At 69.9% G+C, this 25,303-nt stretch carries 23 protein-coding genes and 1 pseudogene; 8 read left to right on the top strand and 16 right to left on the bottom strand.

The genetic code is table 11. From position 1 onward, the window contains the following. Window positions 1–29 precede the first annotated feature (29 nt). Window positions 30–605 carry a SigE family RNA polymerase sigma factor gene (locus OG371_RS14190; protein WP_091625408.1) on the bottom strand — a complete coding sequence of 192 codons (576 nt, stop codon included), beginning with the start codon at window positions 603–605 and terminating at the stop codon, window positions 30–32. Window positions 606–840: 235 nt separating this feature from the next. On the opposite strand from OG371_RS14190, the gene OG371_RS14185 reads away from it, so the two are divergent. Then, on the top strand, window positions 841–1,125 hold the full coding sequence (locus tag OG371_RS14185; RefSeq protein WP_329073053.1) for a YciI family protein: 285 nt from the start codon (window positions 841–843) through the stop codon (window positions 1,123–1,125). Between the two features lie 43 nt (window positions 1,126–1,168). Here OG371_RS14185 and OG371_RS14180 read toward each other — a convergent pair whose 3' ends face one another. The 6 genes from OG371_RS14180 to OG371_RS14155 form a co-directional block, all read right to left on the bottom strand. Next, window positions 1,169–2,176 carry a PDR/VanB family oxidoreductase gene (locus OG371_RS14180; protein ID WP_329069324.1) on the bottom strand — a complete coding sequence of 336 codons (1,008 nt, stop codon included), beginning with the start codon at window positions 2,174–2,176 and terminating at the stop codon, window positions 1,169–1,171. Continuing rightward, the gene (locus tag OG371_RS14175; RefSeq protein ID WP_329069322.1) at window positions 2,173–3,069 is read right to left on the bottom strand and encodes a metal-dependent hydrolase; all 897 of its coding nucleotides are present in this window, start codon (window positions 3,067–3,069) and stop codon (window positions 2,173–2,175) included. Before OG371_RS14175 ends, OG371_RS14180 begins: the two co-directional genes overlap by 4 nt. Then, window positions 3,066–4,538, bottom strand: coding sequence for a flavin-containing monooxygenase (locus OG371_RS14170; RefSeq protein ID WP_329069320.1), 1,473 nt, complete (start codon window positions 4,536–4,538; stop codon window positions 3,066–3,068). The genes OG371_RS14175 and OG371_RS14170 overlap by 4 nt, the downstream gene beginning before the upstream one ends. An 83-nt stretch (window positions 4,539–4,621) precedes the next feature. Then, a complete protein-coding gene (locus OG371_RS14165) occupies window positions 4,622–5,095 on the bottom strand; it encodes a pyridoxamine 5'-phosphate oxidase family protein (RefSeq protein ID WP_329069318.1) in 474 nt (157 codons plus the stop codon). A 65-nt stretch (window positions 5,096–5,160) separates the two neighbouring features. Continuing rightward, window positions 5,161–6,057 carry an SDR family oxidoreductase gene (locus tag OG371_RS14160; RefSeq protein ID WP_329069316.1) on the bottom strand — a complete coding sequence of 299 codons (897 nt, stop codon included), beginning with the start codon at window positions 6,055–6,057 and terminating at the stop codon, window positions 5,161–5,163. 97 nt (window positions 6,058–6,154) lie between these two features. Further along, a complete protein-coding gene (locus tag OG371_RS14155) occupies window positions 6,155–7,072 on the bottom strand; it encodes an aldo/keto reductase (RefSeq protein WP_329069314.1) in 918 nt (305 codons plus the stop codon). A gap of 72 nt (window positions 7,073–7,144) precedes the next feature. Between OG371_RS14155 and OG371_RS14150 the strand changes: the two genes are divergently transcribed. Continuing rightward, window positions 7,145–7,966 carry an LLM class F420-dependent oxidoreductase gene (locus OG371_RS14150; protein WP_329069312.1) on the top strand — a complete coding sequence of 274 codons (822 nt, stop codon included), beginning with the start codon at window positions 7,145–7,147 and terminating at the stop codon, window positions 7,964–7,966. A 103-nt stretch (window positions 7,967–8,069) separates the two neighbouring features. Beyond that, window positions 8,070–9,101, top strand: a complete 1,032-nt coding sequence (gene fbaA, locus OG371_RS14145) for a class II fructose-bisphosphate aldolase (protein ID WP_329069310.1) — start codon at window positions 8,070–8,072, stop codon at window positions 9,099–9,101. 74 nt (window positions 9,102–9,175) lie between these two features. On the opposite strand, the pseudogene OG371_RS14140 reads toward fbaA, so the two are convergent. After that, window positions 9,176–10,364, bottom strand: a pseudogene (locus OG371_RS14140) (hypothetical protein). Window positions 10,365–10,595: 231 nt separating this feature from the next. Here OG371_RS14140 and OG371_RS14135 point away from each other — a divergent pair. Beyond that, window positions 10,596–11,006, top strand: a complete 411-nt coding sequence (locus OG371_RS14135) for a DUF3151 domain-containing protein (protein WP_329069308.1) — start codon at window positions 10,596–10,598, stop codon at window positions 11,004–11,006. A gap of 121 nt (window positions 11,007–11,127) precedes the next feature. On the opposite strand, the gene OG371_RS14130 is transcribed toward OG371_RS14135, so the two are convergent. Together OG371_RS14130 and OG371_RS14125 are read right to left on the bottom strand one after the other, a co-directional pair. Beyond that, entirely contained in the window at window positions 11,128–12,255 is a 1,128-nt protein-coding gene (locus OG371_RS14130; RefSeq protein ID WP_442876157.1) for a GGDEF domain-containing protein, read from the bottom strand. A 367-nt stretch (window positions 12,256–12,622) separates the two neighbouring features. Next, complete coding sequence (locus OG371_RS14125) at window positions 12,623–13,882, bottom strand: MFS transporter (protein WP_329069304.1); 1,260 nt, start codon at window positions 13,880–13,882, stop codon at window positions 12,623–12,625. A gap of 317 nt (window positions 13,883–14,199) precedes the next feature. Here OG371_RS14125 and OG371_RS14120 point away from each other — a divergent pair, with 317 nt between their 5' ends. Continuing rightward, window positions 14,200–16,107 (top strand): FAD/NAD(P)-binding protein, encoded by a 1,908-nt coding sequence (locus OG371_RS14120; RefSeq protein ID WP_329069303.1) that lies wholly within the window; start codon window positions 14,200–14,202, stop codon window positions 16,105–16,107. A 50-nt stretch (window positions 16,108–16,157) separates the two neighbouring features. Here the strand turns inward: OG371_RS14120 and OG371_RS14115 are convergent, their stop codons facing one another. From OG371_RS14115 to OG371_RS14105, 3 genes are all read right to left on the bottom strand, one after another. Next, window positions 16,158–17,057: a glycosyl hydrolase family 18 protein gene (locus OG371_RS14115; RefSeq protein ID WP_329069301.1), complete on the bottom strand. Its 900-nt coding sequence runs from the start codon at window positions 17,055–17,057 to the stop codon at window positions 16,158–16,160. Between the two features lie 149 nt (window positions 17,058–17,206). Continuing rightward, on the bottom strand, window positions 17,207–17,845 hold the full coding sequence (locus OG371_RS14110; RefSeq protein ID WP_329069299.1) for an HNH endonuclease family protein: 639 nt from the start codon (window positions 17,843–17,845) through the stop codon (window positions 17,207–17,209). Between the two features lie 109 nt (window positions 17,846–17,954). Further along, window positions 17,955–18,632 (bottom strand): hypothetical protein, encoded by a 678-nt coding sequence (locus OG371_RS14105; RefSeq protein ID WP_442876111.1) that lies wholly within the window; start codon window positions 18,630–18,632, stop codon window positions 17,955–17,957. 75 nt (window positions 18,633–18,707) lie between these two features. On the opposite strand from OG371_RS14105, the gene OG371_RS14100 reads away from it, so the two are divergent. Both OG371_RS14100 and OG371_RS14095 read left to right on the top strand, forming a co-directional pair. Beyond that, entirely contained in the window at window positions 18,708–19,994 is a 1,287-nt protein-coding gene (locus OG371_RS14100; protein ID WP_329069297.1) for an adenylosuccinate synthase, read from the top strand. A gap of 279 nt (window positions 19,995–20,273) precedes the next feature. Further along, window positions 20,274–21,194 carry a TIGR03564 family F420-dependent LLM class oxidoreductase gene (locus tag OG371_RS14095; protein WP_329069295.1) on the top strand — a complete coding sequence of 307 codons (921 nt, stop codon included), beginning with the start codon at window positions 20,274–20,276 and terminating at the stop codon, window positions 21,192–21,194. Here the strand turns inward: OG371_RS14095 and OG371_RS14090 are convergent. Together OG371_RS14090 and OG371_RS14085 are read right to left on the bottom strand one after the other, a co-directional pair. Next, complete coding sequence (locus OG371_RS14090; RefSeq protein ID WP_329069293.1) at window positions 21,175–22,809, bottom strand: Na+/H+ antiporter; 1,635 nt, start codon at window positions 22,807–22,809, stop codon at window positions 21,175–21,177. The genes OG371_RS14095 and OG371_RS14090 overlap by 20 nt on opposite strands. 44 nt (window positions 22,810–22,853) lie before the next feature. Further along, window positions 22,854–23,072, bottom strand: coding sequence for a hypothetical protein (locus tag OG371_RS14085; RefSeq protein ID WP_329069291.1), 219 nt, complete (start codon window positions 23,070–23,072; stop codon window positions 22,854–22,856). A gap of 114 nt (window positions 23,073–23,186) precedes the next feature. On the opposite strand from OG371_RS14085, the gene OG371_RS14080 reads away from it, so the two are divergent. Beyond that, window positions 23,187–23,627, top strand: a complete 441-nt coding sequence (locus tag OG371_RS14080) for a VOC family protein (RefSeq protein WP_329069289.1) — start codon at window positions 23,187–23,189, stop codon at window positions 23,625–23,627. A gap of 60 nt (window positions 23,628–23,687) precedes the next feature. Here OG371_RS14080 and OG371_RS14075 read toward each other — a convergent pair whose 3' ends face one another. After that, window positions 23,688–25,232 (bottom strand): amino acid permease, encoded by a 1,545-nt coding sequence (locus tag OG371_RS14075; protein ID WP_329069288.1) that lies wholly within the window; start codon window positions 25,230–25,232, stop codon window positions 23,688–23,690. Between the last annotated feature and the right edge of the window lie 71 nt (window positions 25,233–25,303).

The raw sequence follows: 25,303 nt of genomic DNA, 5'->3' as shown, positions 1-25,303 counted from the left end.
TACTCAGTGATGGGATTGCTCCACCCGGGTCACTTCTGGGTCTGCATGGCCTTCTGGAGCGCCTCCAGGGCCCGGCTGGCCGTCGATTTGACCGTGCCCTTGGAGATGCCGGCGGCCTCGGAGATCTCCGCCTCGCTCAGCCCGCCGTAGTACCGCAGCACCAGCACCTCGCGCTGGCGCGGCGGCAGCTTCGAAAGCGCGCTGACCACGGCCTGGTGCTCGCTGGACAGCATGGCGAGGCTTTCCGCCGAACGGGCGTTCACCGCGTGCGGCGGCACGTACTCACGCGCGGTCTTGCGCCGGCGCAGCACGCTGCGCGATCCGTTGACCACGGCAGTGCGCAGGTAGCCGACGGCCGCGGCCGCGTCACGAAGCCGGCCCCAGTTCCGGTGCAGCCCGGTGAAGGCCTCCTGCACCACGTCCTCGGCCGTGGCCGGCTCGTCGACCAGCAGGATCGCCAGCCGGACCAGCCGCATCCGGTGCTGGCGGTACAGGTCCTCCAGGTTCAGCGGCGCGGCCGGCGGCTGCACCGCGACCGGTCCGTCGATGGTCCGCAGGTGGCCGAGGGTCGCCTCGACGCTGCGTTCCGCGTTGCCCTCCAGCATGAACCCCTGCCTGTCCTCGACCCCGCCGAATCCGTGCCGGTCGTCCCGGACGGGATCAGGCACGGTGTCCCGCGCCGGCGGCCTGGTCACGGCATTCACAGCGTTCACACAGCCACTGACGCACGCCTAGCGTATCGGGTTGCCCCCCACCCGCCACCGATCGGATGGTGAGATCGGCACGGTGGTGACAGGTAGCGTCGGGACCGTCACCGCCGCACTAGCCCGGGAGATCCACATGGCCTGGTACCTCGTCGAAATCCGTTACGTACAGGAGAAGCTGGCCGAGGTCCGGCCCCGTCACCGCGAGTACCTGTCCGGCCACGCCGCCGAGGGCCGGGTCGCGGTCGCGGGCCCGCTCGGCGACGGCACCGGCGGCCTCACGCTCTGGCAGGCCGAGGACGAGGCCGCGCTCACCGAGCTGATCAACACCGACCCGTACTACCTCGAGGGCGTGATCGCCGAGCGCTCGGTGCGCGAGTTCAACCCGGTGCTCGGGGCCTGGCTGCCTCAGGGCTCGTGAGTGTTCAGGACGGTTAGAACCGTCCTGAACACTCACGAGTCAGTCAGAGCTCCAGGACGGCGGGTCCGCGGTCCACGCAGATCCGCACCGATCCGCCGTCCGGGGTGGGCACCGCGCAGGTGCCGCAGAAGCCCTGGCGACAGGAGTAGGGCACGTCCGGCAGCCGTTCGCGCACCACGTCCAGGGTCGAGCGGTCCGCGGGCACGTCCAGCGTCACGCCGGTGCGCCGCAGCCGCACTTGGTACGGCTGCCCGCCGACGATCGGCGGCGTCGAGAACCGTTCGAAGTACACCGCCGCCGCGCCGGTGAGCGCCAGGTCCACGCGTACGCCGGTGATCATCGGCACCGGCCCGCAGCAGTACACCGAAGCGCCGTCCGGCACGCCTTCCAGCAGCTCCGCGCCCGACGCGGGGATCCCGTACTCCGTGTCCGGCCGGATCCACACGCGGTCCTCCGGCAGGTCCGCCAGCTCGTCCAGGAACGGCATCGACGCGCGGTCTCGTCCGGTGTAGACCAGCCGCCAGCCGGCGCCGCTCGCGGCCGCGCGGTGCACCATCGGCAGGATCGGCGTGATCCCGATGCCGCCGGCCACGAAGAGGTAGTCCGGCGCGGCGACGAACGGGAAAGCGTTACGTGGCCCGCGCACCACCACCTTCGTGCCCGGCCGCAGCGTGTGCACCTCCGACGAAGCCGTCCCGATCCGCCGCACCGCCACGCGGTAGTACGACGGGTCCTCGGGGTCGCCGCACAGCGAGTACTGCCGCAGCCGTCCCGAAGGCAGGTTCAGGTCCAGATGCGCGCCCGGCCGCCAGCCCGGCAGCGGCCCGCCGGACGGGCGCGCCAGCCGAAGGCTGACCACGCCGTCGGCCTCCTCGCGCACGGCCTCCACCAGCAGTTCCAGGTTCCGGTCGACCTCGCGCACGGGCGGGCGGCTGCGCCCGGACCGGTCGGCGAGCCTGCGGTAGGCCGCGGTCACCCCGATCAGCGTGGACATCAGCCGGTCGCGCCGCCCGCTGCCGTCGAGCCTCGGCGGGAAGTCGGGCGTGCTCACTTCGGCGCGTCGGCCGCCTGCGCCGCGGGCGAGCTGGCGAGGTACGCGACGGCCTGGTCGGTGTTGCCGGTTTCCGTGGGGTGATAGGACTTCCGGAAGTACGGCCGGATCTCCCGCAGCAGGTCGCGCGGGCCCGGCAGGAGTCCTTTCTTCGCCGCGTTCAGGTATCCGCGCAAGGACGCCTTCCCGGGCCGGGACGGGTCGTTCGCCATCAGGAACCGCGTGCCGCGCGCGAAAACCCAGAACAACGCGGGCGTCACCACGGCCATGCTCCGCACCCGTCGCGAGTAGCGGCCGTCGAGGTGGCAGAACAGGTCGTACGCCACGGAACGGTGCTCGACCTCCTCCGCGCCGTGCCAGCGCAGCAGGTCGAGCATCGTCGGGTCGGCGCCCGCTTCGTCGAGCGCCTTCGCGTCCAGCACCCATTGGCCGAGGAACGCCGTGTAGTGCTCGATCGCTGCGATCAGCCCGAGCCGCTCGATCAGCCACTCCTCTTCGGACTGCCCGGGCCGTCGCGTCCGCCCGCGCGGGTCGCGATCCCCCAGCAGCTTGCGGAACAGCCACTCCATCTGCGCGACGTACGGCCGGACGTGCAGTCCCGCGGCTTCGAGGTGCTCAGCGGCGCCGTCGTGGGCCTCGGCGTGCATGGCCTCCTGGCCGATGAAGCCGAGCACGTCCTCCTTGAGCCGCGCGTCGCGGATCAGCGGCACGGCCTGCTTGAACACCTCGACGAACCAGCGCTCGCCCTCGGGCAGCGCGATGTGCAGGACGTTGATGGTGTGCGTGGCCTGCGGTTCGCCGGGCACCCAGTGCATCGGCAGTGCGGCCCAGTCGAACTCGACGTCGCGCGCGTGCAGCACGATCTGCTCGTGCTGGATCGGCTCCGCGCTCACGACGACCGTCCGCTCAGCTCGTAGTCGCTCGGGTCGACGCGGCGGGTCTCCAGCCAGTACCGCCAGGTGAGGCCGGGCCAGATCGACCGGTTCACGCCCTTCGCGTCGAGGTACCAGCTCTTGCAGCCGCCCTGGGTCCAGACGCCCTTGACCAGCTTGTCCTGGATCCCGGCCTGGAACTTCGCCTGCACGGACGGGCGCACGTCGAGCGCCGCGGCGCCGCGGGAGTCGGCCAGCTTGATCGCGTCGACCACGTACCGCGACTGCGATTCGATCATGAACACCACGGAGTTGTGGCCCAGCGCGGTGTTCGGGCCGAGCAGGAAGAACAGGTTCGGGAAGCCGGCGACGGTGATGCCCTTGTGCGTCTGGATTCCGTCCGTGGCCCAGGATTTCGCCAGGCTGCGGCCCTCGGTGCCGGTGATGTCCAGGTACTCCAAGGCATCCGTGACGTGGAAGCCGGTGCCGTAGATGATCGCGTCGACCTCGTGCTCGACGCCGGCGCCGTCGACCACGCTGTGCGCCTTGACTTCCCGCACGCCGTCGGTGTTCACCTCGACGTTGTCGCGGGCCAGCGCGGGGTAGTAGTCGTTGGACAGCAGCACGCGCTTGCAGCCCATGGTGTAGTCCGGCGTCAGCTTGCGCCGCAGCGCCCGGTCCTTGACCGCCTTGGCCATGTGCCGCTTCGCGATCTGCTGGCCGGCCTTCATGATCGCCGGGTGGCCGTTGAAGCCGATCCCCTGCGCCTCCCGGCCCCAGTAGACGAAGGCGCGGTACAGCCGCTGAGCGCCCGGCACCCGCTTGAACAGGGTCTTCGACCAGCCGGGCATCTCGTGGTCCGGCTTCGGCATGATCCACGGCGGGGTGCGCTGGAACAGCGTCAGCTCGCCGACGGCCGGCGCGATCCGCGGCACGAACTGGATGGCGCTCGCGCCGGTGCCGACCACGGCGACCTTCTTGCCGGTCAGGTCGAACTCATGGTTCCACTGCGCGGAGTGCCAGGCCTGGCCCTTGAACGCGTCGATGCCGGGCAGCTTCGGGATCTGCGGGATGTGCAGGCCGCCGACGCCGGAGACCAGGAACTGGGCGGAGAACTCCTGGCCGCCCTTGGTGTTCACGGTCCAGCGGCGCTCACCGTCGTCCCAGTGCGCGCCGGTGATCTCGACGCCGAACCGGGTCTTCTCGCGCAGCCGGTGCTTGTCCGCCACGCCCTTGAGGTACTCGAAGATCTCCGGCTGCGGCGAGAACGACCGGGACCAGTCCGGGTTCTGCTCGTAGGAGAACGAGTACATGTGCGACTGCACGTCGCAGGCGCACCCGGGGTACGAGTTGTCCCGCCAGGTGCCGCCCACTTCGTCGGCCTTCTCCAGGATCACGTAGTCCCGGATGCCGGCCTTTTCGAGCTGGATCGCCTGGCCGAGCCCGGAGAACCCGGTGCCCACGATCACGACCTTGAACCGCTCGGTCATCTCCTCGGCCTCCGCTGCGCTGGGGGGTCTGCCGAAGATGACGTTACCTCAAGTAACAGTTACTTGGAAGTACAACCTACTCGCTAGTATGAACCGCCGAGCTTCGCGTGGTCCCAGGTGACCAGCTTGGTCGGCCGGAAGATCAGCCCGATCCGCTTCGGGGCCTGGCCTTCGATGAACGAGCGCAGCTGGTCGGGCACCGGGTCGCCGGGCTTGGCGCCGGCGTAGCGCTGCATCAGCGTGATCCCCATTCGCGTGACCTCGGCGGTGTCCTCGACGAGCTGGACGTCGGCCTCCATCGAGATGCCGCGCAGCTTCTCGTAGGACTCGCCGTCCTCGATCAGCACGGTCGCCTCGGGCACCCGTTGCAGGTTCTTCGCCTTCTGCGACGTGCCGTACGTCCAGGTCGCGACCCCGTTCTCGTACGGGTAGTACCAAAGCGGCGCCAGGTGCGGCCGGCCGTTCGGCCCGATCGAGGCGACGTTGATGACCTTCTGCTGGTCGAAGTACTCGCGGACCTCGTCCTCGGTCATCCTGATCTGGTCACGACGCGACACGGGCGGCCTCCCGGGCAGTAGTTGTCAGTGCGTCAACCATCCTCCGGACGGTGGAGCGTGTCGAGCTAGCGCTTGGTCGCGGCCCGGCCGCCGTGGCCGGTGACCGCCGATTCGTACGCGCCGCGCTCCTTGATGTCGGCCAGCGCGGCCTTGTCCGCGGCCGGCACGCGCGAGCGCGAGCCGAGTTCGATGATCGGCGGCAGGAACGCGCGCAGCAGCTTGAGCCCGCCGACCCAGCGCGGCACGTGGATCGTCCTGGCGCGCTTGAGGATTCCGGCCTCGAGGTCGTCCAGCGCCACGTCCAGCGGGTAGGTCTTGCCGATCAGCCCGGGCATCGACGAGCGCAGCTTGCCGAACACCGGGTGCTCGTCCGCGCTCTCGACCAGGTCGGTGCGGATCCACGTGGGGTGCGCGACCCCGACCTTCACGCCCAGGTGCGCGACCTCCGCGCGGAGGCTGTTGGAGAACGCCTCGACGCCGGCCTTCGCGGCCGAGTAGTTCGCCATGCCGGGCGCGTGCGTGATCGCGGCGAGCGAGGAGATGGCGAGCAGGTAGCCCTTGCTCTCGATGACGTGCGGCAGCGTGACGCGGAAGGTCCGCCAGACGCCCAGCAGGTCGACCTCGATCACCTTCTCGAACGCGGCGGGGTCCACCGACCGCACGAAGCCGGCCGTGGCGATCCCGGCGTTGGCGATCACGATGTCGATCCGGCCGAAGTGCCCGACGACGCCGGCGGTGGCTTTTTCGAGCGCGTCCCAGCTGGTGACGTCGGCCTCCCAGGCGTGCGCGCTCGGGCCGATCTTCGCGGCCACCTTCGCCTGCTCCTCGGCCTCCAGGCCCACCAGCGCGACCTTGGCGCCACGTGCCGCCAGCCGCTCGGCGAGGCCGGCCCCGATGCCCCGAGCCGCCCCGGTGATCAGCACGACCTTGCCGTTGACCCCGGTGTTCCTGAGCAGTGCCACGGTGCCCTCCTTGGCCTCGTTTCCGCCTCTGGAGGGCACCGTAGCTCAACCTACCCCGAGTAAGCTACTGCTAAGTAGGTTCTGTTGAGTCGCCGGATCAGCTGGCGGAGGCCTCGCTCAGCGCGGCGATCTCGCCGGCCGACAGCTCCAGCGAGACCGACGCGACCAGGTCTTTCAGCTGCTCGGGGTTCCGCGCGCTCGCGATCGGCGCGGCGATCGTCGGCTGCGAGCGCAGCCACGCCAGCGACACCGCGGCCACCGACGTGCCGTGCGCCGCGGCGACCTCGTCGAGGGCGGCCAGCACACGCTCGCCACGGCCGTCCAGGTACTTCAGAGCGCGCGGCGCGCGGGGCGAGTCGCCGGGCTCGTCCTTCGAGCGGTACTTGCCGGTGAGGAAGCCGAGGGCGAGCGCGAAGTACGGCAGCGTCGAGAGGCCCTCACGCTGGACGAGCGGCGCGAGCTCCTTCTCGTAGTCCCGCTCCACGAGGTTGTAGTGCGGCTGCAGCGCGACGTACCGCGCCAGGCCCTCTCGGTCCGAAATGGACAGTGCCTCGGCGAGTCGGGCCGGCTCGTAGTTCGAGGCCCCGATGTAGCGCACCTTTCCGGCGCGCACGAGGGCGTCGAACGCCGTGAGCGTTTCCTCGAGCGGGGTGCCCTGATCGTCCTCGTGCGCGTAGTAGAGGTCGATGTGGTCGGTTTGCAGGCGGTGCAGGGAATCCTCGACCGCGGCGGCGATGTTCTTCGCGGACAGGCCGGGCCGCGCGGCGGACTTGGCGACCTTCGTCGCGATCACCACGTCGTCGCGCCGGCCGCGCTTGGCCAGCCAGGTGCCGATGAACCGCTCGGAACCGCCTTCCTGGCCGTACATGTCGGCGGTGTCGAGGAAGTTGCCGCCGGCCGCGGTGTACGCGTCGAGCACCGCGTGCGCGGCCGCCTCGTCGGCGGTGGTGTTGAAGACGTTGCAGCCGAGGTTGAGGCCGTACACGTCGAGTTCGGAGGTGCCGATCTTGGTCATGCTTCAAAAATAACTCCGATCCCGGCGTGTGGATCGGGAGGAAATCCCCGCCCGGGTGCGTTTGACTGAGGCATGGCTATCGAACTGGGCAGGATCGGCATCTGGCGGGCCGCGACGCAGACCAACGGCGAGTTCGCCGCGGAGGTGGAGAAGCTCGGCTACGGCGCGCTGTGGCTCGGCGGCTCACCCGGCGGCGACCTGAAGATCGTCGAAGAGCTGCTCGACGCGACCGAGCACCTCGCCGTCGCGACCGGCATCGTCAACATCTGGGCCGACAGCGCCGAAAGCATCGCCAAGGCGTTCCACCGGATCAACGACAAGCACCCGGACCGCTTCCTGCTCGGCGTCGGCGCCGGGCACCCGGAGGCGACGCAGCAGTACACCAAGCCGTACGGCGCGCTGGTGGAGTACCTCGACGGGCTGGACGCGGCCGGCGTCCCGAAGGAGGCCCGCGCGCTGGCGGCGCTGGGCCCGAAGGTCGTCAAGCTGGCCGGCGACCGCTCGGCGGGCGCCCACCCGTACCTGACCACGCCGGAGCACACCCGCTCGGCGCGGGAGATCCTCGGCGCCGGGCCGCTGCTGGCGCCGGAGCAGAAGGTCGTCGTCGACACCGATGCCGAACGGGCCCGCGGGGTCGGCCGGCAGACGGTGAAGTTCTACCTCAAGCTCTCCAACTACGTCGCCAACCTGCGGAAACTCGGCTTCACCGACGAGGACCTCGCGGGCGAGGGCAGCGACCGCCTGGTCGACGCGCTGGCTCTGCACGGCGACGCGGCGACCGTCGCGGCGGGCGTGCGGGCGCACCTCGACGCGGGCGCGGACCACGTCAACATCCAGGTGCTGGGCGACGATCCGTGGCCCGCTTACCGGGCCCTGGCGGCCGAGCTGATCTGAATCGGTCCACCTTCCGCTTCGTTTGTGAGGTAGGACCGGTCCGCGTGACCGGTCCACCTCGTACGATGCGGCTGTACAGGCAAGCCGTCTCGAGGAGGAAACGATGCCCATCGCCACCCCCGAGGTCTACGCGGAGATGCTCGACCGGGCGAAGGCGAACGAGTACGCCTTCCCGGCCATCAACGTGACCTCGTCGGAAACCGTGAACGCCGCCATCCGCGGGTTCGCCGAGGCGGAGAGCGACGGGATCATCCAGTTCTCCACCGGCGGCGCCGAATTCGCGTCCGGGCAGAAGGTCAAGGACATGGTCACCGGCGCCGCGGCGCTGGCGGAGTTCGCCCAGGTCGTGGCCGCGAAGTACGACGTGCACGTCGCGCTGCACACCGACCACTGCCCGAAGGACAAGCTGGACGGGTTCGTCCGCCCGCTGATCGAGATCTCGGCCGAGCGGGTCAAGAACGGCCAGAACCCGCTGTTCCAGTCGCACATGTGGGACGGCTCCGCGATCGACCTCGACGAGAACCTCGAGATCGCGCAGGAGCTGCTGGCCAAGACCGCCGCCGCGAAGATCATCCTCGAGGTCGAGATCGGCGTCGTGGGCGGCGAGGAGGATGGCGTCGCGCACGACATCAACGAGAAGCTCTACACCGCCGAGGGCGACTTCCTGAAGACGATCGACGCGCTCGGCTCCGGCGAGCACGGCCGCTACCTGCTGGCCGCGACGTTCGGCAACGTGCACGGCGTGTACAAGCCGGGCAACGTCAAGCTGCGCCCGGACGTGCTCAAGGGCGGCCAGGAGGCGGCGTCGAAGAAGCTCGGCCTGGCGGCCGGTTCGAAGCCGTTCGAGCTCGTCTTCCACGGCGGCTCGGGCTCGCTGCCGGAGGAGATCCGCGAGGCGGTGTCGTACGGCGTGGTGAAGATGAACGTCGACACCGACACGCAGTACGCCTTCACCCGCCCGATCGCCGACCACTTCTTCAAGAACTACGACGGCGTCCTGAAGATCGACGGCGAGGTCGGCAACAAGAAGGTCTACGACCCGCGCAGCTACCTCAAGGCCGCGGAGACCGGCATGGCGCAGCGCGTCGTCGAGGCCGTCGAGGCTCTTGGTGCGGCGGGCAAGAAGCTCGGCTGATCTGGTTCTGCAGCAAGGAAAACGGCCCTTCCCGGTCCCGAACCGGGGAGGGCCGTTTTCGGTTCTAGCCGGGGCTACGCGCTGGCTCGCCGCCGCGCGGTCCACCACCGGGTCGCCGGGGAAGCCGCTGCCCACAAGGCAAAAACGCCCACCAGAGCGACCAGCGAGGTCCAGTAAGCGACCGGCGGCGCGGACTCCGTGTGCGCGTCGCCCAGGAGCCAGGGGCGGAGCTGGGACTGGAGCCACAAAGCGCCGTACCCGAAGGCCGTCACCAGCAGTGCGCCGATGCCCGCCGTGGCGACGCGGTGGCCGGCGCCGACGCGGAAGGCCAGGTCCACGGCGAGGCCGACGGCCAGCAGGTAGAACGGGACCGTCGAGACCGGGAAGCCAAGGCCCAGCAGCAAAGGCCACATCACCGAGCGGTAGGCCACGTACGCCGCCGCCACCGCGAGCGCCGACCAGCGGCGGCCCAGGGTGTGCCGCGCCAGTGCCAGGATCAGGCCGGAAACCGCGATGCCCCACAACGGGTACACCCATGACGGGATCGGCATGGTGAAGTGCAGGATCGCGGTGCGGTCCACCGGGTGGCCGATCTGGTTCGCGGCGAAGGACAGCAGCGTCGGCTCGGCCTCCGGGGTCCCGCGCTCCCACGCGCGCAGGCCGAGGATGCCGTACTCCTGCTGGCCGTTCGGGAAGAACGTGTTCTCCAGGAAAAACGCCCACAGCGCCAGCAGCACCCCGGTGCGGAAGCGCCCCGGCGGCGCCAGCCGGAACCACGCCAGCAGCACGCCGGCCTGCATGATGCCGGTGCCCAGGTACAGCATCATGTGCGACGGGCTCCACGCGGTGAGGTCGAGCCGCGTTCACGCGGTGGTTGATCACGTCCAGCGGCGCGGCCACCAGGAACACCACGAGCCCGGTCTGCATCAGCCGCAGCGAGGGCTTGTCGCAGCCGAGGCCCGTGTAACTGTGGATGGCCACCAGCACCACGATGATCACGGTGCCGACGGTGTTGATCAGGTGCGGCGGCGCGAGGTCGTCACGCAGCCACCTGAAGTGCCACGACATGTCCCACGACGAGCCGACCAGCTTGAACGCGAACGCCGCCAGCCACATGCCGAAGCAGAACCGCAGGACCCACGCGGGCGTCGGCCGGCCGGGGGTACCGCGGTGCCAGTGCCGCGCGAAGAAAAGCCGGGTCTTCCCGAGCGGGCTGCGCGGGACGACGACGTCGGCGACTGCGTTGGTCATGGCGGACATCATTCCGGGCCGGGACGCCGAAGCGGGCCGGAAAGTGGCAAACCGCTCGAAGTTCAGGGTTCACCCCTACGGGTGGCGGATTTGCCTCCGCGGCGCCGGCTTCGGCATCCTGTCGCGCCATGATGCCGAAACGCTTGGTTGCCGCTGTTGTGATCGCCGCATTGGTGCTGGCCGGCGGCGGGGTCCTCACGGGCCTGTTCCTCTGATCCACCGGGCGGTGGGCAGAATGGCGGCATGACGCACAACCTGCTCGGCCCCGAGCCGACCCTGCTGCCCGAGCACACCGCCGCGCAGGCCGCGCTCGACGCGGGCACCGACCCCGCCGCCGTCGCCGCCGAACACCCCGACTTCAGCGGGGCCTGGGCCGCGCTCGCGGAGCAGGCGCTGGAGTCCGGCGAGACCATCGCCGCGTACGCCTACGCCCGCACCGGCTACCACCGCGGCCTCGACCAGCTCCGCCGCGCGGGCTGGAAGGGCTTCGGCCCGGTGCCCTGGTCGCACGCGCCGAACCAGGGCTTCCTGCGGGCGCTGGCCGTGCTCGGCCTCGCCGCGGGCCGCATCGGCGAGACCGAGGAGTACGAGCGCTGCCGCACCTTCCTCGCCGACTCCGACCCGGCCGCGGCCGAGGCCACCGGCCTGAAGTAACCGATCAAACCGTCAAGGCCTCCTTACCCGCGTCGGACGCGGGCAAGGAGGCCTTGACGGCACAAGAGCATGAGGAAGCGGGCCCGGCCGCTGGGGGGAGGAGGGCCGGGCCCGCCGGCTGTCAGGCGACTGCCGCCAGGGCCGGTTTGCCCACCGAGCCGACCACGCGGTTGCGGCCGCTGTCCTTCGCCACGTACACGGCGGCGTCGGCCGAGGCCATCACTTCCTCGATGCTGGAGCCGTCCAGCGGGAACGACGCGACGCCGATCGACGCCGTCCGCCGTTCGATCGCGACTTGTTCCCCTTCGTTGGTCCGGGTCGGGATCACCAGCTCGCTGATGCGCTGCCGGATCCGCTCGGCCGTCACGATCGCGTCCTCTTTGGACGTCGAGGGCAACAGCGCCACGAACTCCTCGCCGCCGAACCGGCCGACCAGGTCGTGGGCGCGCGTCTCCTGTTTGACCACCGCGGCCACGGCCTTGAGCACGTCGTCGCCCGCGAGGTGGCCGAAGGTGTCGTTGATGTGCTTGAAGTGGTCGAGGTCGATCATCAGCGCGCCGAACGTGCTGTGCTCGCGCTCGGCGCGGGAGATCTCGCGCTGCGCGCCGTCCTGCCAGGTGGTGGCGTTGAGCAGCTGGGTCTTCTGGTCGGTGGTGGCCAGCTCCTCGAGCCGCTTGATCAGCACCGACCGCTGCAGGATGTACAGCGGCAGGATGACCAGGAGCGACAGCAGTGGCTCGTTGGTCAGCACCATCGTCAGCAGGCCGCCGACACACAGGATGGACGCCTCGAGGAGGTTGTCGTCCATGGTGCCGAGACAGGACGCGGGCGTCGCCTTCGCCGGGTCCGCGAGGTACAGGCCGAGGCCGGTCAGCGCGGTGTTCACCAGGAAGTAGCCGAGCGCGGCCGCGGCGACGGTCGCGACGCCCTGCTCACCCGCGAGGTCGCCGGCGAGCGCGGCGCCGAATCCGGACAGGACCATCGTCGTCGCGTTGGCGGCGACACGGTGGGCCTCACCGGCGCCGATGCCGTTCCAGCTCCGCAGCGCGAGGTAGGCGTAGAGCACGACGGCCAGCGCGGCCACGAGCTGCGGCGGCACCAGCAGCGCGGCCGGCAGCAGCCACACCGAAGTCACGTTGATGTGCGGGCCGTGGCTCAACATCCGGCGCTGACGCTCGATTCGCCGCGTGACCTCGGTCTGCGCGATGGCCAGACCGGTGATCAGCGCGAACATCCTCATGTCGGCCATGGTGACGGAGATCAGCAGCGTGCTCACGACGGTCAGCGCCGCGGCGGCGGCCATGCTCGTGAGCGTGACGGCGATCCATCGCCGCGGGCGTGTCCACAGTGCCCACCCCCGGGCTGCCGTGATCAAACCTTGTCCAGACCATTCCCCCGATGTGACCATTTTTCCCCCATGCTCTTGCGCGGCTGTCCGGTGACAAGTTCCTCACGGACAGTTTCAGACCGTTTGCCGCCTGTCCACAAGAGCCTTAGGTGTGTACATTTTTCCCGAACACGCCGAAGGAAGGGTGACCAGCTATGCGCAGCAAGGACCAGTGACCGCGTAGCAGCACCGTAAGGTCGCGCAGGTCAAAGCCCACGCGCGGAACATGTCATGCATGTTCGGCGCGTGTGGCTTCCCTTCCTGTGCCCTCTTCGGTTCCCCCGGCGAGCGCCCGCTGCCACATGATCGTTAGCGGAATCGTAATCAACAGGCCCGCCACACCGAAGATGCCGACCGTCGTCTGTGCGGTCAGGTGATCGGCAAGTACTCCGCCAATCAGGGGAACTACGCCCATGGTGGTGGTGAGGCCGGTGTTGGACAGGCCCATCGTCAGCGCCCGGGTGTCATCCGGCACCGCGACGGTCAGCGAGGCGGTCGCCTGCAGCAGCGCGATCGTGCCGAACCCGCCGGAGACCACGAACAGGATGATCGACCAGGCCGGTCCCGGCTGCAGGAAGCACAGCAGCAGCGGGATCGCGGCGAGCGCCGTCATCGGCCCGATCAGCTTCGGCCGCAGGTGCGCGGGAACCCAGCGCGTGTAAGCGAAGGTGAAGATCACGCTGCCCACCGGGTCGGCGGCGAGCAGCAGGCCGATCACGGACGGGCCGCCGCCGGACGAGGCGACGTACGGCGCCGCGATGCCCTCGTAGACCGGCATCAGCCCGGCCAGCCAGGTGAACAGCATCAGCGAACGCAGCGCCGACGTCGCGAAGGCGACCTTGCTGCCGGCGCCGAGTGAAGAGAAGAAGGGCTTGCGCTTCTCGCCGCTCGAGGCGGCTGGGCGCGCCTTCACGCCGAAGCGCACGAAGGTGGCCGACAGCAGGAACGTCACGGCGTCCAGTACCAGCGCCAGCCGCGGGTCGAGCGCCAGCAGCAGCGCGCCGCCACCGGCGAAGCCGAGCAGCTGGGCCGACTGCACCGTCATGCTGCGGATGCCCATGCCGACCACGAACCGGTCGCCCTCCAGCACCTGCGGCAGCAGCGCGAGCTGGGACGCCTTGAACGGCGGGTTCAGCAGCGAGACGCAGCCGACCAGGATGCACAGCGCCCAGAACGGCAGCCCGGGGATCGCGACGAGCAGGATCAGCACGGCGCGCATCAGGTCGACCGTCACCATCACCGACCGCCGCGAGAAGCGGTCCGCGATGCCGGTGAGGAAGATGCCGCCCAGCAGCGACGGGAAGAACGTGAGCGCGTAGGTCAGGCCGGTCAGGGTGGCGGAGCCGGTGTTGGCGTAGACGAGCACGGAGAGCGCGACGCGGGCCAGCTGGTCCCCGGCTATCGACAGCAGTTCACCGAACCACATGGCCCGGAACTCGGCGACTCCGAACACCTCGCGGAACGTGACCCGTCCCGGTGCTGCCGTCATGCGTGTTCTCCCCGACATCGTGTGCAGACCGTGCCGCACTGGTGATCAGTCGGTGACCCTAGGACCCACTGGTCACGGCCCGATCACAAAACGTGAGTTACCAAGCTCAGTGTCTCGTGACTGTTGGTGAATCTCTAGGTTCTTTCGCCGGTATCCAACGGGTCACAGACAATTTCCCGGGTGTGCAGACGATAGCGCTCCGCACCGACACGATCACGAGGAAGCCGGGTTTGTGGTTTGTGCCACACCGGCTGACCAGCGCGTCCGCACTCTGGGACCGGGTCCGTCCGGCGCTGGCCGGGCGTACCTTCGTTCGAGTGACCGATCTCGCGACGTTCACGCTCGCCATCGTGGGCGCCGGACCTCGTGGGGCCGGCGTCCTGGAGCGGCTGTCCGCCAACGCCCCCGAGCTGCTGAACGGCGGGCGGAGCCTCGTCGTCCACCTGATCGACCCGTTCCCGCCGGGCGCGGGCCGGGTCTGGCGGTACGGGCAGTCGCCGCTGCTGCGGATGAACTCGATGCCCGAGGACGTCACCGTGTTCACCGACGACAGCGTGGTGATCGAGGGCCCGGTGGCGCCCGGCCCGTCGCTGATCGAATGGGTGCGGCAGGTGCGCGAGGGCCGGATCGACTGGGACGTGCCCGACGGCCTGCGTGCGGAACTTGATTCGCTGGCCGGCACCGACTTCCCCACCCGGCGGCTGCAGAGCCTGTACCTCACCTGGTTCTACCGGAAGGTGCTCGCCGAGCTGCCGCCCGGGATCGAGGTGGTGGAGCACCGGGCCGCGGCCGTGCGCGTGGAAGACGGGCCGCCGCAGCAGGTGTGGCTCGCCGGCGTCGAGGAGCCGATGCTCGCGGACGCCGTGGTGTTCACCGTCGGCCACCTCGACGCGCGGCCGGACCCGGCCGAGCGGGTGCTGCAGGACTTCGCCGAGCGCCACGAGCTGGCCTATTACCCGGCCGGGTACACCGCCGACGTCGACTACTCCGCCGTGCCGCCGGGTGAGCCCGTGCTGGTGCGCGGGTTCGGGCTCGCGTTCGTCGACCTCATGCTGCTGCTGACCGAGGGCCGCGGCGGCCGGTTCGAGGAGCTTCCGGGCGGCGGCCTGCGCTACCACCCGAGCGGCGCGGAGCCGGTGCTGCACGTCGGCTCGCGGCGCGGCGTGCCGTACCACGCGAAGACCGGCTACCGGCTGCGCGGGAAACCGTTGCAGCTGCCCAGGTTCTTCGACTCCTACGCGATCGGGAAGCTCTGCGAGCGCCCCGGCCCGATCGGCTTCCGCGCGGACGTCTGGCCGCTGATCGCGAAGGAACTCGCCTGGGCGTACTACACCGAGCTGTTCACCGGCCACCCCGACCGGGTGCGGATGGACTTCGCGGTGTTCGCGGACGCCTTCGCGGACCTCGGCTGGGGAACGTCCGAAATGGACGATCTGGTGCTCGCCGCCGTGCCGGACGCCGAGGACCGGCTCGACCTGGAGAAGCTGGACCGCCCGCTGGCCGGGCAGCGCTTCGACTCGGCGGAGGAGTTCGGCAAGGTCGTGCGCGAGTACGTCGAAGCCGACCTGGCGCGGCGCGCGGACGTCCGCCACAGCGCGGACCTCGGCGCGTTCATGGCCCTGCTTTCGGTGGTCGGCCAGCTGCCCGCGCTGCTGTTCACCGGACGGCTGTCGGCGGCCTCACAAGTGTCCGAAATGGACGGCTGGTTCCACGGCTTCTTTTCCTACTACGCCAGCGGGCCGCCGCCGCGCCGCCTGGAGGAGCTGCTGGCGCTGGCCGACGCCGGGCTGGTTTCGTTCCTGGGCGCGGAAACGCTCGTCACGGCCGACGAGGAGGCGGGGGTGTTCACCGCTTCGAGCGCGAGCTTCCCGGAGACCGTGACAGCCGGGACGCTGATCGAGGCCCGCCTGCCGGAGCCGAGCATCCCCCGCGCCGCCGACGAGCTGCTGCGGCAGATGCACGCCGCGGGCATCCTGACCGAGGAGAACGTGCCGGACCCGTCCGGCGACCACCTGCCGTCCGGCCGCATCGCCACGCGCATCGCGGATTCACGCCTGCTCGACGCTGCGGGTTCGGCGCACCCACACCGGTTCGCGATGGGGCCGCACACCAGCATCCGCTCGGCCGCCGCGTTCACGCGCCCGCGGACGAACGCCCTTTCGTTCCGCCAGAACGACGCGCTGGCGCGGGAGATCCTGCGGCTCGCTTCGGGAGACGGCTCGTGAGTGGCTGTGACGGTTAGAACCGGCGTAGCCACTCACGAGCCGGTCTTCGCCTAAGCCTTCACCGTCGGGGCGATCTGCTGCGCCCACTGCCACGGCGCGCCCGTGCCGCCGGGCAGCGAGTTGAAGTACTCCCAGCCGTCGATGCCGCCGAAGTCCGGGTACTTCTGCACCAGGCTGCCGACGGTCGACTGCAGGGTCGGCATGTCGACGTAACCACTGCAGCTGGCCGGGTTCGTCACGGTCCCCGCGACGACCTTGCTCGCCGGGACCACCCCGCGGCTGATGATGCCGTCGTAGCCGCTGGTGTCCTGCAGCGAGCCCCAGCCGCAGTAGAACTGCGTGTTGAACCAGGAGATCTGCGCGCCGCGGTCGCGGTAGAGCTGGTCGTAATCCATCCCGGACAGCCCGCCGCCGCCGCTCAGCTCGGTGGCCACCGGCGCGAGGGTGATCAGGAAGTCCGCGCCGAAGTCCGCGCGCAGGGCGTCGATCAGGCGGTTCATCGCCGCATTGGACATCTGCTCCTCGACGTCGAGGTCGATGCCCGAGAGCGAGTAGTCCTGGATCAGCTTGCGCAGCACCGGGTAGTAGGTGTCGAAGTCGTTCTCGAGCTTCTGGAAGCTGCCCTGCGCCGCGCCGCCGACGAAGGCGAGCGTGTGCACGCCCTGGCTGCGGAGCGTGCCCAGGTCCTGCCACATCTGCGTGAACTTGGCCGCGTCCGGCGGATCGTCGTTGAGGTGCACGACGCCGCCGTCGTTGAGGTGGATCGCGCCGACGACCACGTCGGTCACGCCGGAGTTGTTCTGCGTCAGCGCCAGCGGCGAGACGTAGGTGCTGCCGTCGTAGATGGTCTGGTAGTAAACGATCACTCTGCGCCCGGTGGCGGCCGAAGCCGGCACCGCACCGAAAAGCACCAGGAGCACGGCCAGGCCGGCCGCAGCGATCTTCTTCATGGTCCAGACCATAAGTTCGCCGACGGTGTTCGCGGTACCACCGTCAGTAGGTCGCCGCGCCCCGCGCGCCCGCCGGGACGGGACCGGGCTACCCCAGTTACCCCAAGCCGTTGTCGAGCCCGGTCCCGTGCCGGCGGTGAAAACGCAGGTCAGCAGCGTCCGAGCATGTCGGTCAGCGCGGCCTTCTCGGCGGTGTTCACGGTGAGGTCGAACTTCGCCTTCACGGCCACCCACATCTCGGCGTAGGTGCACCAGTAGCTGGTGAGCGGCGGCTTCCACTGGTCGGGCGACTTGTCGCCCTTCTGCTGGTTGACGTTGTCGGTCACGGCGATCAGCTGCGGGTCGGTCAGGTCGTTGGCGTAGGCCTGCCGCTGCGCCGTGGTCCACGCCGAGGCGCCGGTGCGCCAGGCGTCGGCCAGCGGGACGACGTGGTCGATGTCCACATCGGACGCCGCGGTCCAGGTCGCGCCGTCGTACGGCGAGAACCAGCTGCCGGAGGTCGGCGCGCAGTCGGAGCCGGTCTTCACGTTGGTGCCGTCGCGCTTGAGCACGACCTCGCGGGTGTTGCAGCTGTTGCCCTGGTCGATCCAGTGCGGGAACTTGTCCCGGCTGTAGCCGTCCAGCGAGCCGTCGGCCTTCACGGTCAGCCCGGCCAGGTCGCTCTTGGCCGTCGCCGCCGAGGGGATGCCGGGCGGGGTCGCGCTCGCGACGCCGACCACGGTCGCGGAGAGGACAGCGGCGCTGGCCAGGATGGTCAAGGAGTTGCGAACAGCACGCGTTGTGGGCATATTGCTGCCTCCGAGTCAGGTGTGGGGACGGATTCACCTTCAACCACGGAAGTGGCCTTGGCAACACCTGTGGGTGACATGTAACAGACCTTTACGAAACGGCCTGTATTCACGTTCCGGCTGGTCGCACCAGTCGCAGGTCTTCGACGTGGCGGTACCAGGTCCATTTCGTCACTTCACGCGGATGGCGGACACCGTCGCTGACCAGCGACGTCGGGTGGCAGCCGATCTGGAACGCGCGTCCGCGCAGGGTCGTGGACCGTTTGATGAGCTTGCCGCGGGTGACGCGCGCGGCGATGCCGGCGGCGTCGGGCGAGACCTCGATCGTGGCCGCCGTGCCGTCGAAGGCGACCGTCTCGTCGCAGTAACCCTGGCCGTGGACGTCCCGCAGCGTCGCCCGGCCGACGAGCACGCCGCCGTTGTCCTCGCGCACGAGGGGGACCGCCGCGTCGGTGCCCGTCAACGCGAGTTCGAGGGCCTCGGACGGGTTCGACGGCAGCCGCCAGAGCGCGGCGACGGCCGAATCTGGGGCCGCGGGCACGAAGCCGACCGACACGCCGGAGACGCGGTCCTTCCGCAGCAGCCGCACCACCACGGCGGCCAGGTCCGCGTCCGTGCCCAAGATCACCAGCCGGTCGTATTCGCCCAGCAAGGGATCGATTTCCGTCTTGCCAGGGCGGCTCGGGACGCGGATCATGGGCGCGTCGCCGGCGTCGGCGACAGTGTGCTGATCCGCACCGCAGGCCACCACGATTCCGCGCACCCCGGCGACCTCCGTTACAGTCATGCACCGGCATTTACCAGCGCCACCCGTGTCCCACCGGGGACACTTTTCCCTGTTGCCGAACACCTGGAGTGTCACATGCCGGCCATCGTGCTCATCGGTGCCCAGTGGGGGGACGAAGGCAAGGGCAAGGCCACCGACCTGATGGGTGACCGAGTCCAGTGGGTCGTCCGCTACCAGGGCGGCAACAACGCCGGTCACACCGTCGTCCTGCCCAATGGCGAGAACTTCGCCCTGCACCTCATCCCGTCGGGCATCCTGACCCCCGGCGTCACCAACGTCATCGGCAACGGTGTGGTGGTCGACCCGGGTGTCCTGCTGGACGAGCTGGCGGGCCTGGAGGAGCGCGGCGTCGACACCGGCAAGCTGCTCATCTCGGCCGACGCCCACTTGATCATGCCGTACCACGTCGCGATCGATAAGGTCACCGAGCGTTACCTGGGGAGCCGCAAGATCGGCACCACCGGCCGCGGCATCGGGCCCTGCTACCAGGACAAGATCGCCCGCGTCGGCGTCCGCGCGCAGGACCTGCTGGACGAGAAGATCTTCCGGCAGAAGGTCGAAGCCGCCCTGGAGTTCAAGAACCAGGTGCTGGTGAAGGTCTACAACCGCAAGGCGCTCGACGCCGACCAGGTCGCCGACGAGGTGCTCGCCGCGGGTGAGAAGTTCGCGCACCGCATCGCGGACACGCGGCTGCAGCTGAACCAGGCGCTGGAGCGCGGCGAGACCGTGCTGCTCGAGGGCTCGCAGGGCACGCTGCTCGACGTCGACCACGGCACGTACCCGTTCGTCACCTCGTCGAACCCGACGTCCGGCGGCGCCAGCGCGGGCTCGGGCATCGGCCCGGGCCGCATCACGACCGTGCTGGGCATCCTGAAGGCGTACACCACGCGCGTCGGCTCCGGCCCGTTCCCGACCGAGCTGGACGACGAGTCCGGCGAGTACCTGCGCAAGCAGGGCGGCGAATTCGGCGTCACCACGGGCCGCTCCCGCCGCACCGGCTGGTTCGACGCGGTGATCGCCCGCTACGCCGTGCGCGTCAACGGAATCACCGACTACTTCCTGACCAAGCTCGACGTGCTGTCCGGCCTGGAGAAGGTGCCGGTCTGCGTGGGCTACGAGGTGGACGGCTTCCGCACCTCGGACATGCCGATGACCCAGACCGACGTGCACCACGCCATCCCGATCTACGAGGAGCTGCCGGGCTGGTTCGAGGACATCTCGGCCTGCCGCACCTTCGACGAGCTGCCGGCCAACGCGAAGTCCTATGTGGAGCGCCTGGAGGAACTCTCGGGCGCCCGCATCTCCGCGATCGGCGTCGGCCCCGGCCGCGAGCAGACGATCGTGCGGCACGAGTTCGTCTGAGCTGCTCTGGTTCTTGGGGGCCCGCCACCGGTTTTGTCCGGCGGCGGGCCCCTTTTACTTGTTCCCGGGCTGGGCTCGGTCGACTTGTCCACAGCCGTCCGCGACCGGAGGAGGTTGTCCACAGATCCCGCGGCAGCCCGTTTTCGGAGCCGTGGGCCGGTAGACTGGCTGCGGGGTCGTCCCCCCGGTGGAGTGGCGGGGGTTTGCGCTGCTGGGGAAGGCGTGTCCCAAGCGCTGGGAAGCCGGAAAGCGTTGCCGTAGCTGGATACCGTGGGGTGCATGACCATCGGGATCACCCTGCCGGCGGGATTGCCCGCCGGAGTGGACGAGTTGATCGGGCAGGCCAAGTGGGCGGCGGAGGCCGGCGTCGGGTCGGTGTGGTTTTCGCAGCAACCGTTGTCCTATGACGCGATCGCGGTTGCCGGGCTGGCCGGGCGGGAGGTACCCGGGCTGGCGGTCGGGACGTCGGTCGTGCCCGTGTACCCGCGCCATCCGCTTGTGCTGGCGAGCGCCGCGCGCACTGCGTATGCCGCGACCGGCGGGCGCTTCACGCTCGGGCTCGGGCTGGGAGCGCAGAGCTTCCACCAGCCGATTTACGGCGTCGAGTACCCGCCGCCGATCCGGCACCTGCGCGAGCAGCTCACGGTGCTGCGCCAGGTTTTCGCCGGGGAAACCGTGGACTTCGACGGCGAAACGCTCGACGTCCACACGGCCGACGCCGCCGAGGCCGCGGACGTGCCGATCATCGTCGCGGCGATGGGGCCGCAGGCGTTGCGCGTGACCGGCGAGCTGGCCGACGGCATCCTGCCCTTCCTCGCCGGCCCGCGGGCGCTGGCCGAGAACATCGTGCCGGCGCTCACGCAGGCCGCCGAGCGCGCCGGGCGGCCGGCGCCGCGGGTGATCGCGGCCGTGCCGGTTGTGGTGACCAGCGACGTCGCCGCCGTGCGCCAGATCGCCGCCGCCGAGCTCGGGTTCTACTCGACGATCCCGTCGTACCAGAAGGTGCTGGCCACCGAGGGCGTCGACCACGCCGCGCAGCTTGCCCTGATCGGCGACGAGGAGGCCGTCGCCGCGGGCGTCCGGCAGTACTACGAGGCCGGCGCCACCGAAGTCCTCTTCGCGCAGACCGGCCTCAACGGCCCAGCGGACCGGGAGCGCACGTGGCGGTTGGCTGGGGCACTCAACTCATCCGGTTTGTGAGCGAGTTCGACACCGACAGTTCTTCCAGGTCCAGTTCGCGCAGCACCTTGTTCAGCACGGCGTCGTCGAGGCGGCCCGCTCGGTTCTCCTCGATCAACGCCGCGCGCTGGGTGAGCAGCAATTCCTTGCGCGCCTTCGCGAACTGGGCCTGCGGGCTCGCGCTGCGCTCCTCGCCGGACATGGTGATCGCCGCCTTCGCGAAGCGGTAACGGGTGTCCACGAGCCGCTCCAGTCGTTGCCGCAGCCGCGTCACCTTCTCCTCCGGCATGTCTAATGTGGACAGTCGTTCCTTGGTGATCTCCCGCAGCCGTTGGTGGGCGGCCTTCTGCGCGACCTCGCGCGCGGCCAGTTCCTCGGCCTCGTCGCGGGCCGCCTCGTCCGGGTCCTGCACCTTCAGCAGGCGGATCAGCGGCGGCAGCGTCAGGCCCTGGATCAGCACCGTGCCGACCGCGACGGTGAACGCGAACAGCTGGATCTCCTCCCGCCCCGGCGTCCCAGTCGGCACGCCGGCCGCCGCCGCGAGCGTGACCACCCCGCGCATGCCGGTCCACGACACCACCGCGAGCGCCCGCCACGACGTCCCCTCTCTGGCCCGGCCGAACAGCCGTAACGTCCGGGGCAGGTAACTCGACAGGAACACCGCCGGGATCCGCACCAGCATCGTCACCGCCAGCACCACGAGGGCGACCAGCGCGAGCGTCCCGTTGTCGCGCGCGGCGTGCTGCGCGCCGTCCAGCACGAACGGCAGCTGCAGGCCCATCAGCGCGAACACCAGCGCCTCCAGCAGCACGTCGATCGACGCCCACACCGAACGGTCCTGCATGCGCGTGGCCGGCGACGCGTTCAGCGCCCGGTGCCCGAGGTACAGCCCCGCGGTGACCACGGCCAGCACCCCGGAGCCGCTGAACTCCGAGCCGAACGGGTGCAGGTGCTCCGCCGTCACGTACGCCGCGAACGGGACGATGATGCCGAACGCCGACTCCAGCAGCGGGTCGTCGAGCCGCCCGCGGATGAACACCACCACGAACCCGGCGACCAGCCCGACGGCGATGCCCAGCACCGTCGCCACCACGAACACGGCGAACCCGTGCCCGATCGAACCGGCGGTCCCGGCGACGGCCGCCAGCGCCACCTTGTACAGCGTCAGCGCGGCGGCGTCGTTGACCAGGCTCTCACCGGTCAGCACGGTCATGATCCCGCGCGGCAGGCCGAGCTTGCGCCCGATCGCCACCGCCGTCACGGCGTCCGGCGGGGACACGACGGCGCCGAGCACCAGCGCGGACGCCCACGGCAGGTCCGGCAGCAGCAGGTGCACGACAAACGCGACCACCACCGCCGTCAGCGCCACCAGCAGCACGCCGAGCGAGACGATCGGGCGCAGGCTCGCGCGGAAGTGCGTCAGCGAGCTTTCCAGCGACGTCGAGTACAGCAGCGGCGGCAGGACGACGGTGAGGATCAGCTCGGGTTCCAGCTCGATCCGCGGCACTCCCGGGATCAGCGCGATGCCGAGCGCGACGACCACGATCAGCAGCGGCGCGGACAGGTTGTAGCGGCGGGCCAGCGCCGTCAGCCCGAGCGAACCCGCGAGGACGCCCACCAGCGTCAAGGTCTCCATGCCCCGCATCTTGACCCACGGGCCGGGCTCGCGCTCGGGCTGCCTTACGAGCCGGCCCCGCAGGCGGCGTCGCTCGCCGGGAGCCGGTCGTGCAGCAGGAAGTCGGTCAGCCCGGCGGCAGTGCACGGGTTGGTGAGGTCGACACCGTGGCCGACGGCGACGGGCGTCGCGGTCGGTGTGGCCACGAGCGTCGCGGCGAGTGCGGCTGTAGGCGCGACAGCCACGGCGACCACGGCGAGCGTGATGATCCGGCGAAGTGTCACCGTCCCGATCTTCACCACGCCGGCCGGGCCGGGCCTCCACCTCCGGGCCTCCACCTCCGGGCCCGACCCGGGTGGAGTGGTTACCGTGGCTGCACCAAGTGAAGGAGGGCCGGCGTGGCGATCCAGCGGATGGACAACGTTCTCATCGTCGTCGACGATCTTGACGCGGTTATCGCGTTTTTCGTCGAACTGGGCATGGAACTGGAGAACAAGGGACCACTCGACTGGCGCGGGGCGGAACGGGTCATCGGGCTCGACGACGTCCGCCAGGACGTGGCCATGCTGCGGGTCCCGGACGGCCCCGGCCGAGTCGAGCTGGCGAAGTTCCACCGGCCGAAGGCCATCACCCCCGAGCCGAAGGACGCGCCGGCCAACACACTGGGCATCCGGCGGGTCATGTTCGCCGTTGACGACATCGAGGACGTCATCACCCGCCTGCGCGCCCACGGCGCCGAACTCGTCGGCGAGCTGGAGCAGTACGAGAACATCTTCCGGCTCTGCTACGTCCGCGGTCCCGAGGGCATCATCGTCGGGCTGGCCGAGCAGCTCGGCTGAAGCGGTGACAGTCACCAGCAACAGCCGAGCGCGGGCAGGCCGTGAAAGAAATCCTCCCCGTCAGCCGAGTTCCTTCAGTTCCTGTTCAACGGCCTCGAGTTCGGCCTCGGTGCCCTGGACCTTCGGGCCGGTGAACCACTTCCGCGCCGAGAGGACCCACCACAGGGCCGCGCCGCCGAGGACGACCAGGAACGCGATCGGCGTGTAGTTGAACGAGTCGACCGTGACCGGGAAGGCTTGCGGCAGCATGAAGAGCACGAAGATCACCACGACCCACGCGGTCGCGACGATGCCGATCGGCTTGCCCCAGCGGCCCAGGTTCCACGGGCCCTTCTCGAAGCTGTCGCCGCGGCGCACGCGGAGGAAAACGGGGATCACGTACGCCACGTACAGCCCGACGGTCGCGATCGACGTCACCGCCGCGTAAGCCGTGGCGCTCCACAGGTAAGGCAGCGCCAGGATCAGCGCGCCGCCCGCGGCGAGCCACACGGCGTTGGTCGGGGTCTGCGTGCGCTTGTTGATCCGGTGCCAGAGTTTCGAGCCCGGGATGGCGCCGTCGCGGGCGAAGGCGTAGATCATCCGCGAGTTCGCCGTCACCGAGGCCATGCCGCAGAACAGCTGCGCGCCGATGCAGATCAGCAGCAGGAACTTGCCCGTGACGGCGCCGGTCGCGTCGATGAAGATCTGCGCCGGCGGCACCCCCGTGGCCGAGCCGGCCTCGCCGGCGTAGTCCTGAATCGCGAAGGTCAGCCCGATCAGCAGGATCCACCCGGCGACCAGCGAGACCAGGATCGAGTTGATGATCCCGCGCGGCCCGGCCTTCGCGGCGTTCTTGGTCTCCTCCGTCATGTGCGCCGACGCGTCGTACCCGGTCAGCGTGTACTGCGCCAGCAGCAGCCCGAGCGCGAACACGTACACCGACGAGCCCCAGCCCGTCTGGTTCACGAAGCTGCCGAACACGAACGACGCTTCCTGGTGCTTCGCCGGCACGAAGATCAGCACGCCCACGATCACCAGCACCCCGACCAGGTGCCACCAGACGCTGACGCTGTTGAGGATCGCCACCACCCGCACGCCGAACGTGTTCAGCGCGCCGTGCACCACCAGGATGATGGCCAGCAGCAGGATCGTGTGCCCCGGCGTCGCGCTGTAACCCCATTGCAGGTCCAGGAACGCGTTCAGGAACAGCGCCGCGCCGAAGTCGATGCCCGCCGTGACGGCGATCTGGCCGATCAGGTTGAACCAGCCGGTGAACCACGACCACGCCGGGCCGTTGCGCGTGGCCAGCCGCGCGGCCCAGTAGTACAGGCCGCCCGCCGTCGGGTAGCTCGAGCACACCTCCGCCATGCCGAGGCCCACCAGGATCACGAACAGCCCGACCAGCGGCCAGCCCCAGATCATCGCCGCCGGCCCGCCGGTTTTCATGCCGAAGCCGTACAGCGTCAGGCAGCCGGACAGGATCGAGATGATCGTGAACGACACCGCGAAGTTCGAGAACGACGACATCGTCCGCTTGAGTTCCTGCGCGTAGCCGAGCGCGTGCAGGCGTGCGCTGTCTTCATCGGTTTCGTCGGGCTCGGCGGTCTGCGGGTTGGAGACATCCATCGGGCACCCACCTGAAAGGTATGTGGACAGACCATTGAAGTTCCGGAGAAGCTAGCCCGGCCGCTCGACAG

This window comes from Amycolatopsis sp. NBC_01480 (assembly GCF_036227205.1).
Lineage (GTDB): Bacteria > Actinomycetota > Actinomycetes > Mycobacteriales > Pseudonocardiaceae > Amycolatopsis.
The sequence above is the reverse complement of the archived record's forward strand: the minus strand, read 5'-3'. Positions and strand labels throughout refer to the sequence as shown.

What these genes read in the sequence shown, in the direction of transcription:
- OG371_RS14130 (WP_442876157.1), bottom strand. Translation starts at nt 12,255, where the DNA reads ATGGCCGACATGAGGATGTTCGCGCTGATCACCGGTCTGGCCATCGCG.
- OG371_RS14170 (WP_329069320.1), bottom strand. Translation starts at nt 4,538, where the DNA reads ATGACCGAGCGGTTCAAGGTCGTGATCGTGGGCACCGGGTTCTCCGGG.
- OG371_RS14190 (WP_091625408.1), bottom strand. Translation starts at nt 605, where the DNA reads ATGCTGGAGGGCAACGCGGAACGCAGCGTCGAGGCGACCCTCGGCCAC.
- OG371_RS14150 (WP_329069312.1), top strand. Translation starts at nt 7,145, where the DNA reads ATGGCTATCGAACTGGGCAGGATCGGCATCTGGCGGGCCGCGACGCAG.
- OG371_RS14095 (WP_329069295.1), top strand. Translation starts at nt 20,274, where the DNA reads ATGACCATCGGGATCACCCTGCCGGCGGGATTGCCCGCCGGAGTGGAC.
- OG371_RS14155 (WP_329069314.1), bottom strand. Translation starts at nt 7,072, where the DNA reads ATGACCAAGATCGGCACCTCCGAACTCGACGTGTACGGCCTCAACCTC.
- OG371_RS14185 (WP_329073053.1), top strand. Translation starts at nt 841, where the DNA reads ATGGCCTGGTACCTCGTCGAAATCCGTTACGTACAGGAGAAGCTGGCC.
- OG371_RS14125 (WP_329069304.1), bottom strand. Translation starts at nt 13,882, where the DNA reads ATGACGGCAGCACCGGGACGGGTCACGTTCCGCGAGGTGTTCGGAGTC.
- OG371_RS14115 (WP_329069301.1), bottom strand. Translation starts at nt 17,057, where the DNA reads ATGAAGAAGATCGCTGCGGCCGGCCTGGCCGTGCTCCTGGTGCTTTTC.
- OG371_RS14105 (WP_442876111.1), bottom strand. Translation starts at nt 18,632, where the DNA reads ATGACTGTAACGGAGGTCGCCGGGGTGCGCGGAATCGTGGTGGCCTGC.
- OG371_RS14135 (WP_329069308.1), top strand. Translation starts at nt 10,596, where the DNA reads ATGACGCACAACCTGCTCGGCCCCGAGCCGACCCTGCTGCCCGAGCAC.
- fbaA (WP_329069310.1), top strand. Translation starts at nt 8,070, where the DNA reads ATGCCCATCGCCACCCCCGAGGTCTACGCGGAGATGCTCGACCGGGCG.
- OG371_RS14075 (WP_329069288.1), bottom strand. Translation starts at nt 25,232, where the DNA reads ATGGATGTCTCCAACCCGCAGACCGCCGAGCCCGACGAAACCGATGAA.
- OG371_RS14110 (WP_329069299.1), bottom strand. Translation starts at nt 17,845, where the DNA reads ATGCCCACAACGCGTGCTGTTCGCAACTCCTTGACCATCCTGGCCAGC.
- OG371_RS14090 (WP_329069293.1), bottom strand. Translation starts at nt 22,809, where the DNA reads ATGGAGACCTTGACGCTGGTGGGCGTCCTCGCGGGTTCGCTCGGGCTG.
- OG371_RS14100 (WP_329069297.1), top strand. Translation starts at nt 18,708, where the DNA reads ATGCCGGCCATCGTGCTCATCGGTGCCCAGTGGGGGGACGAAGGCAAG.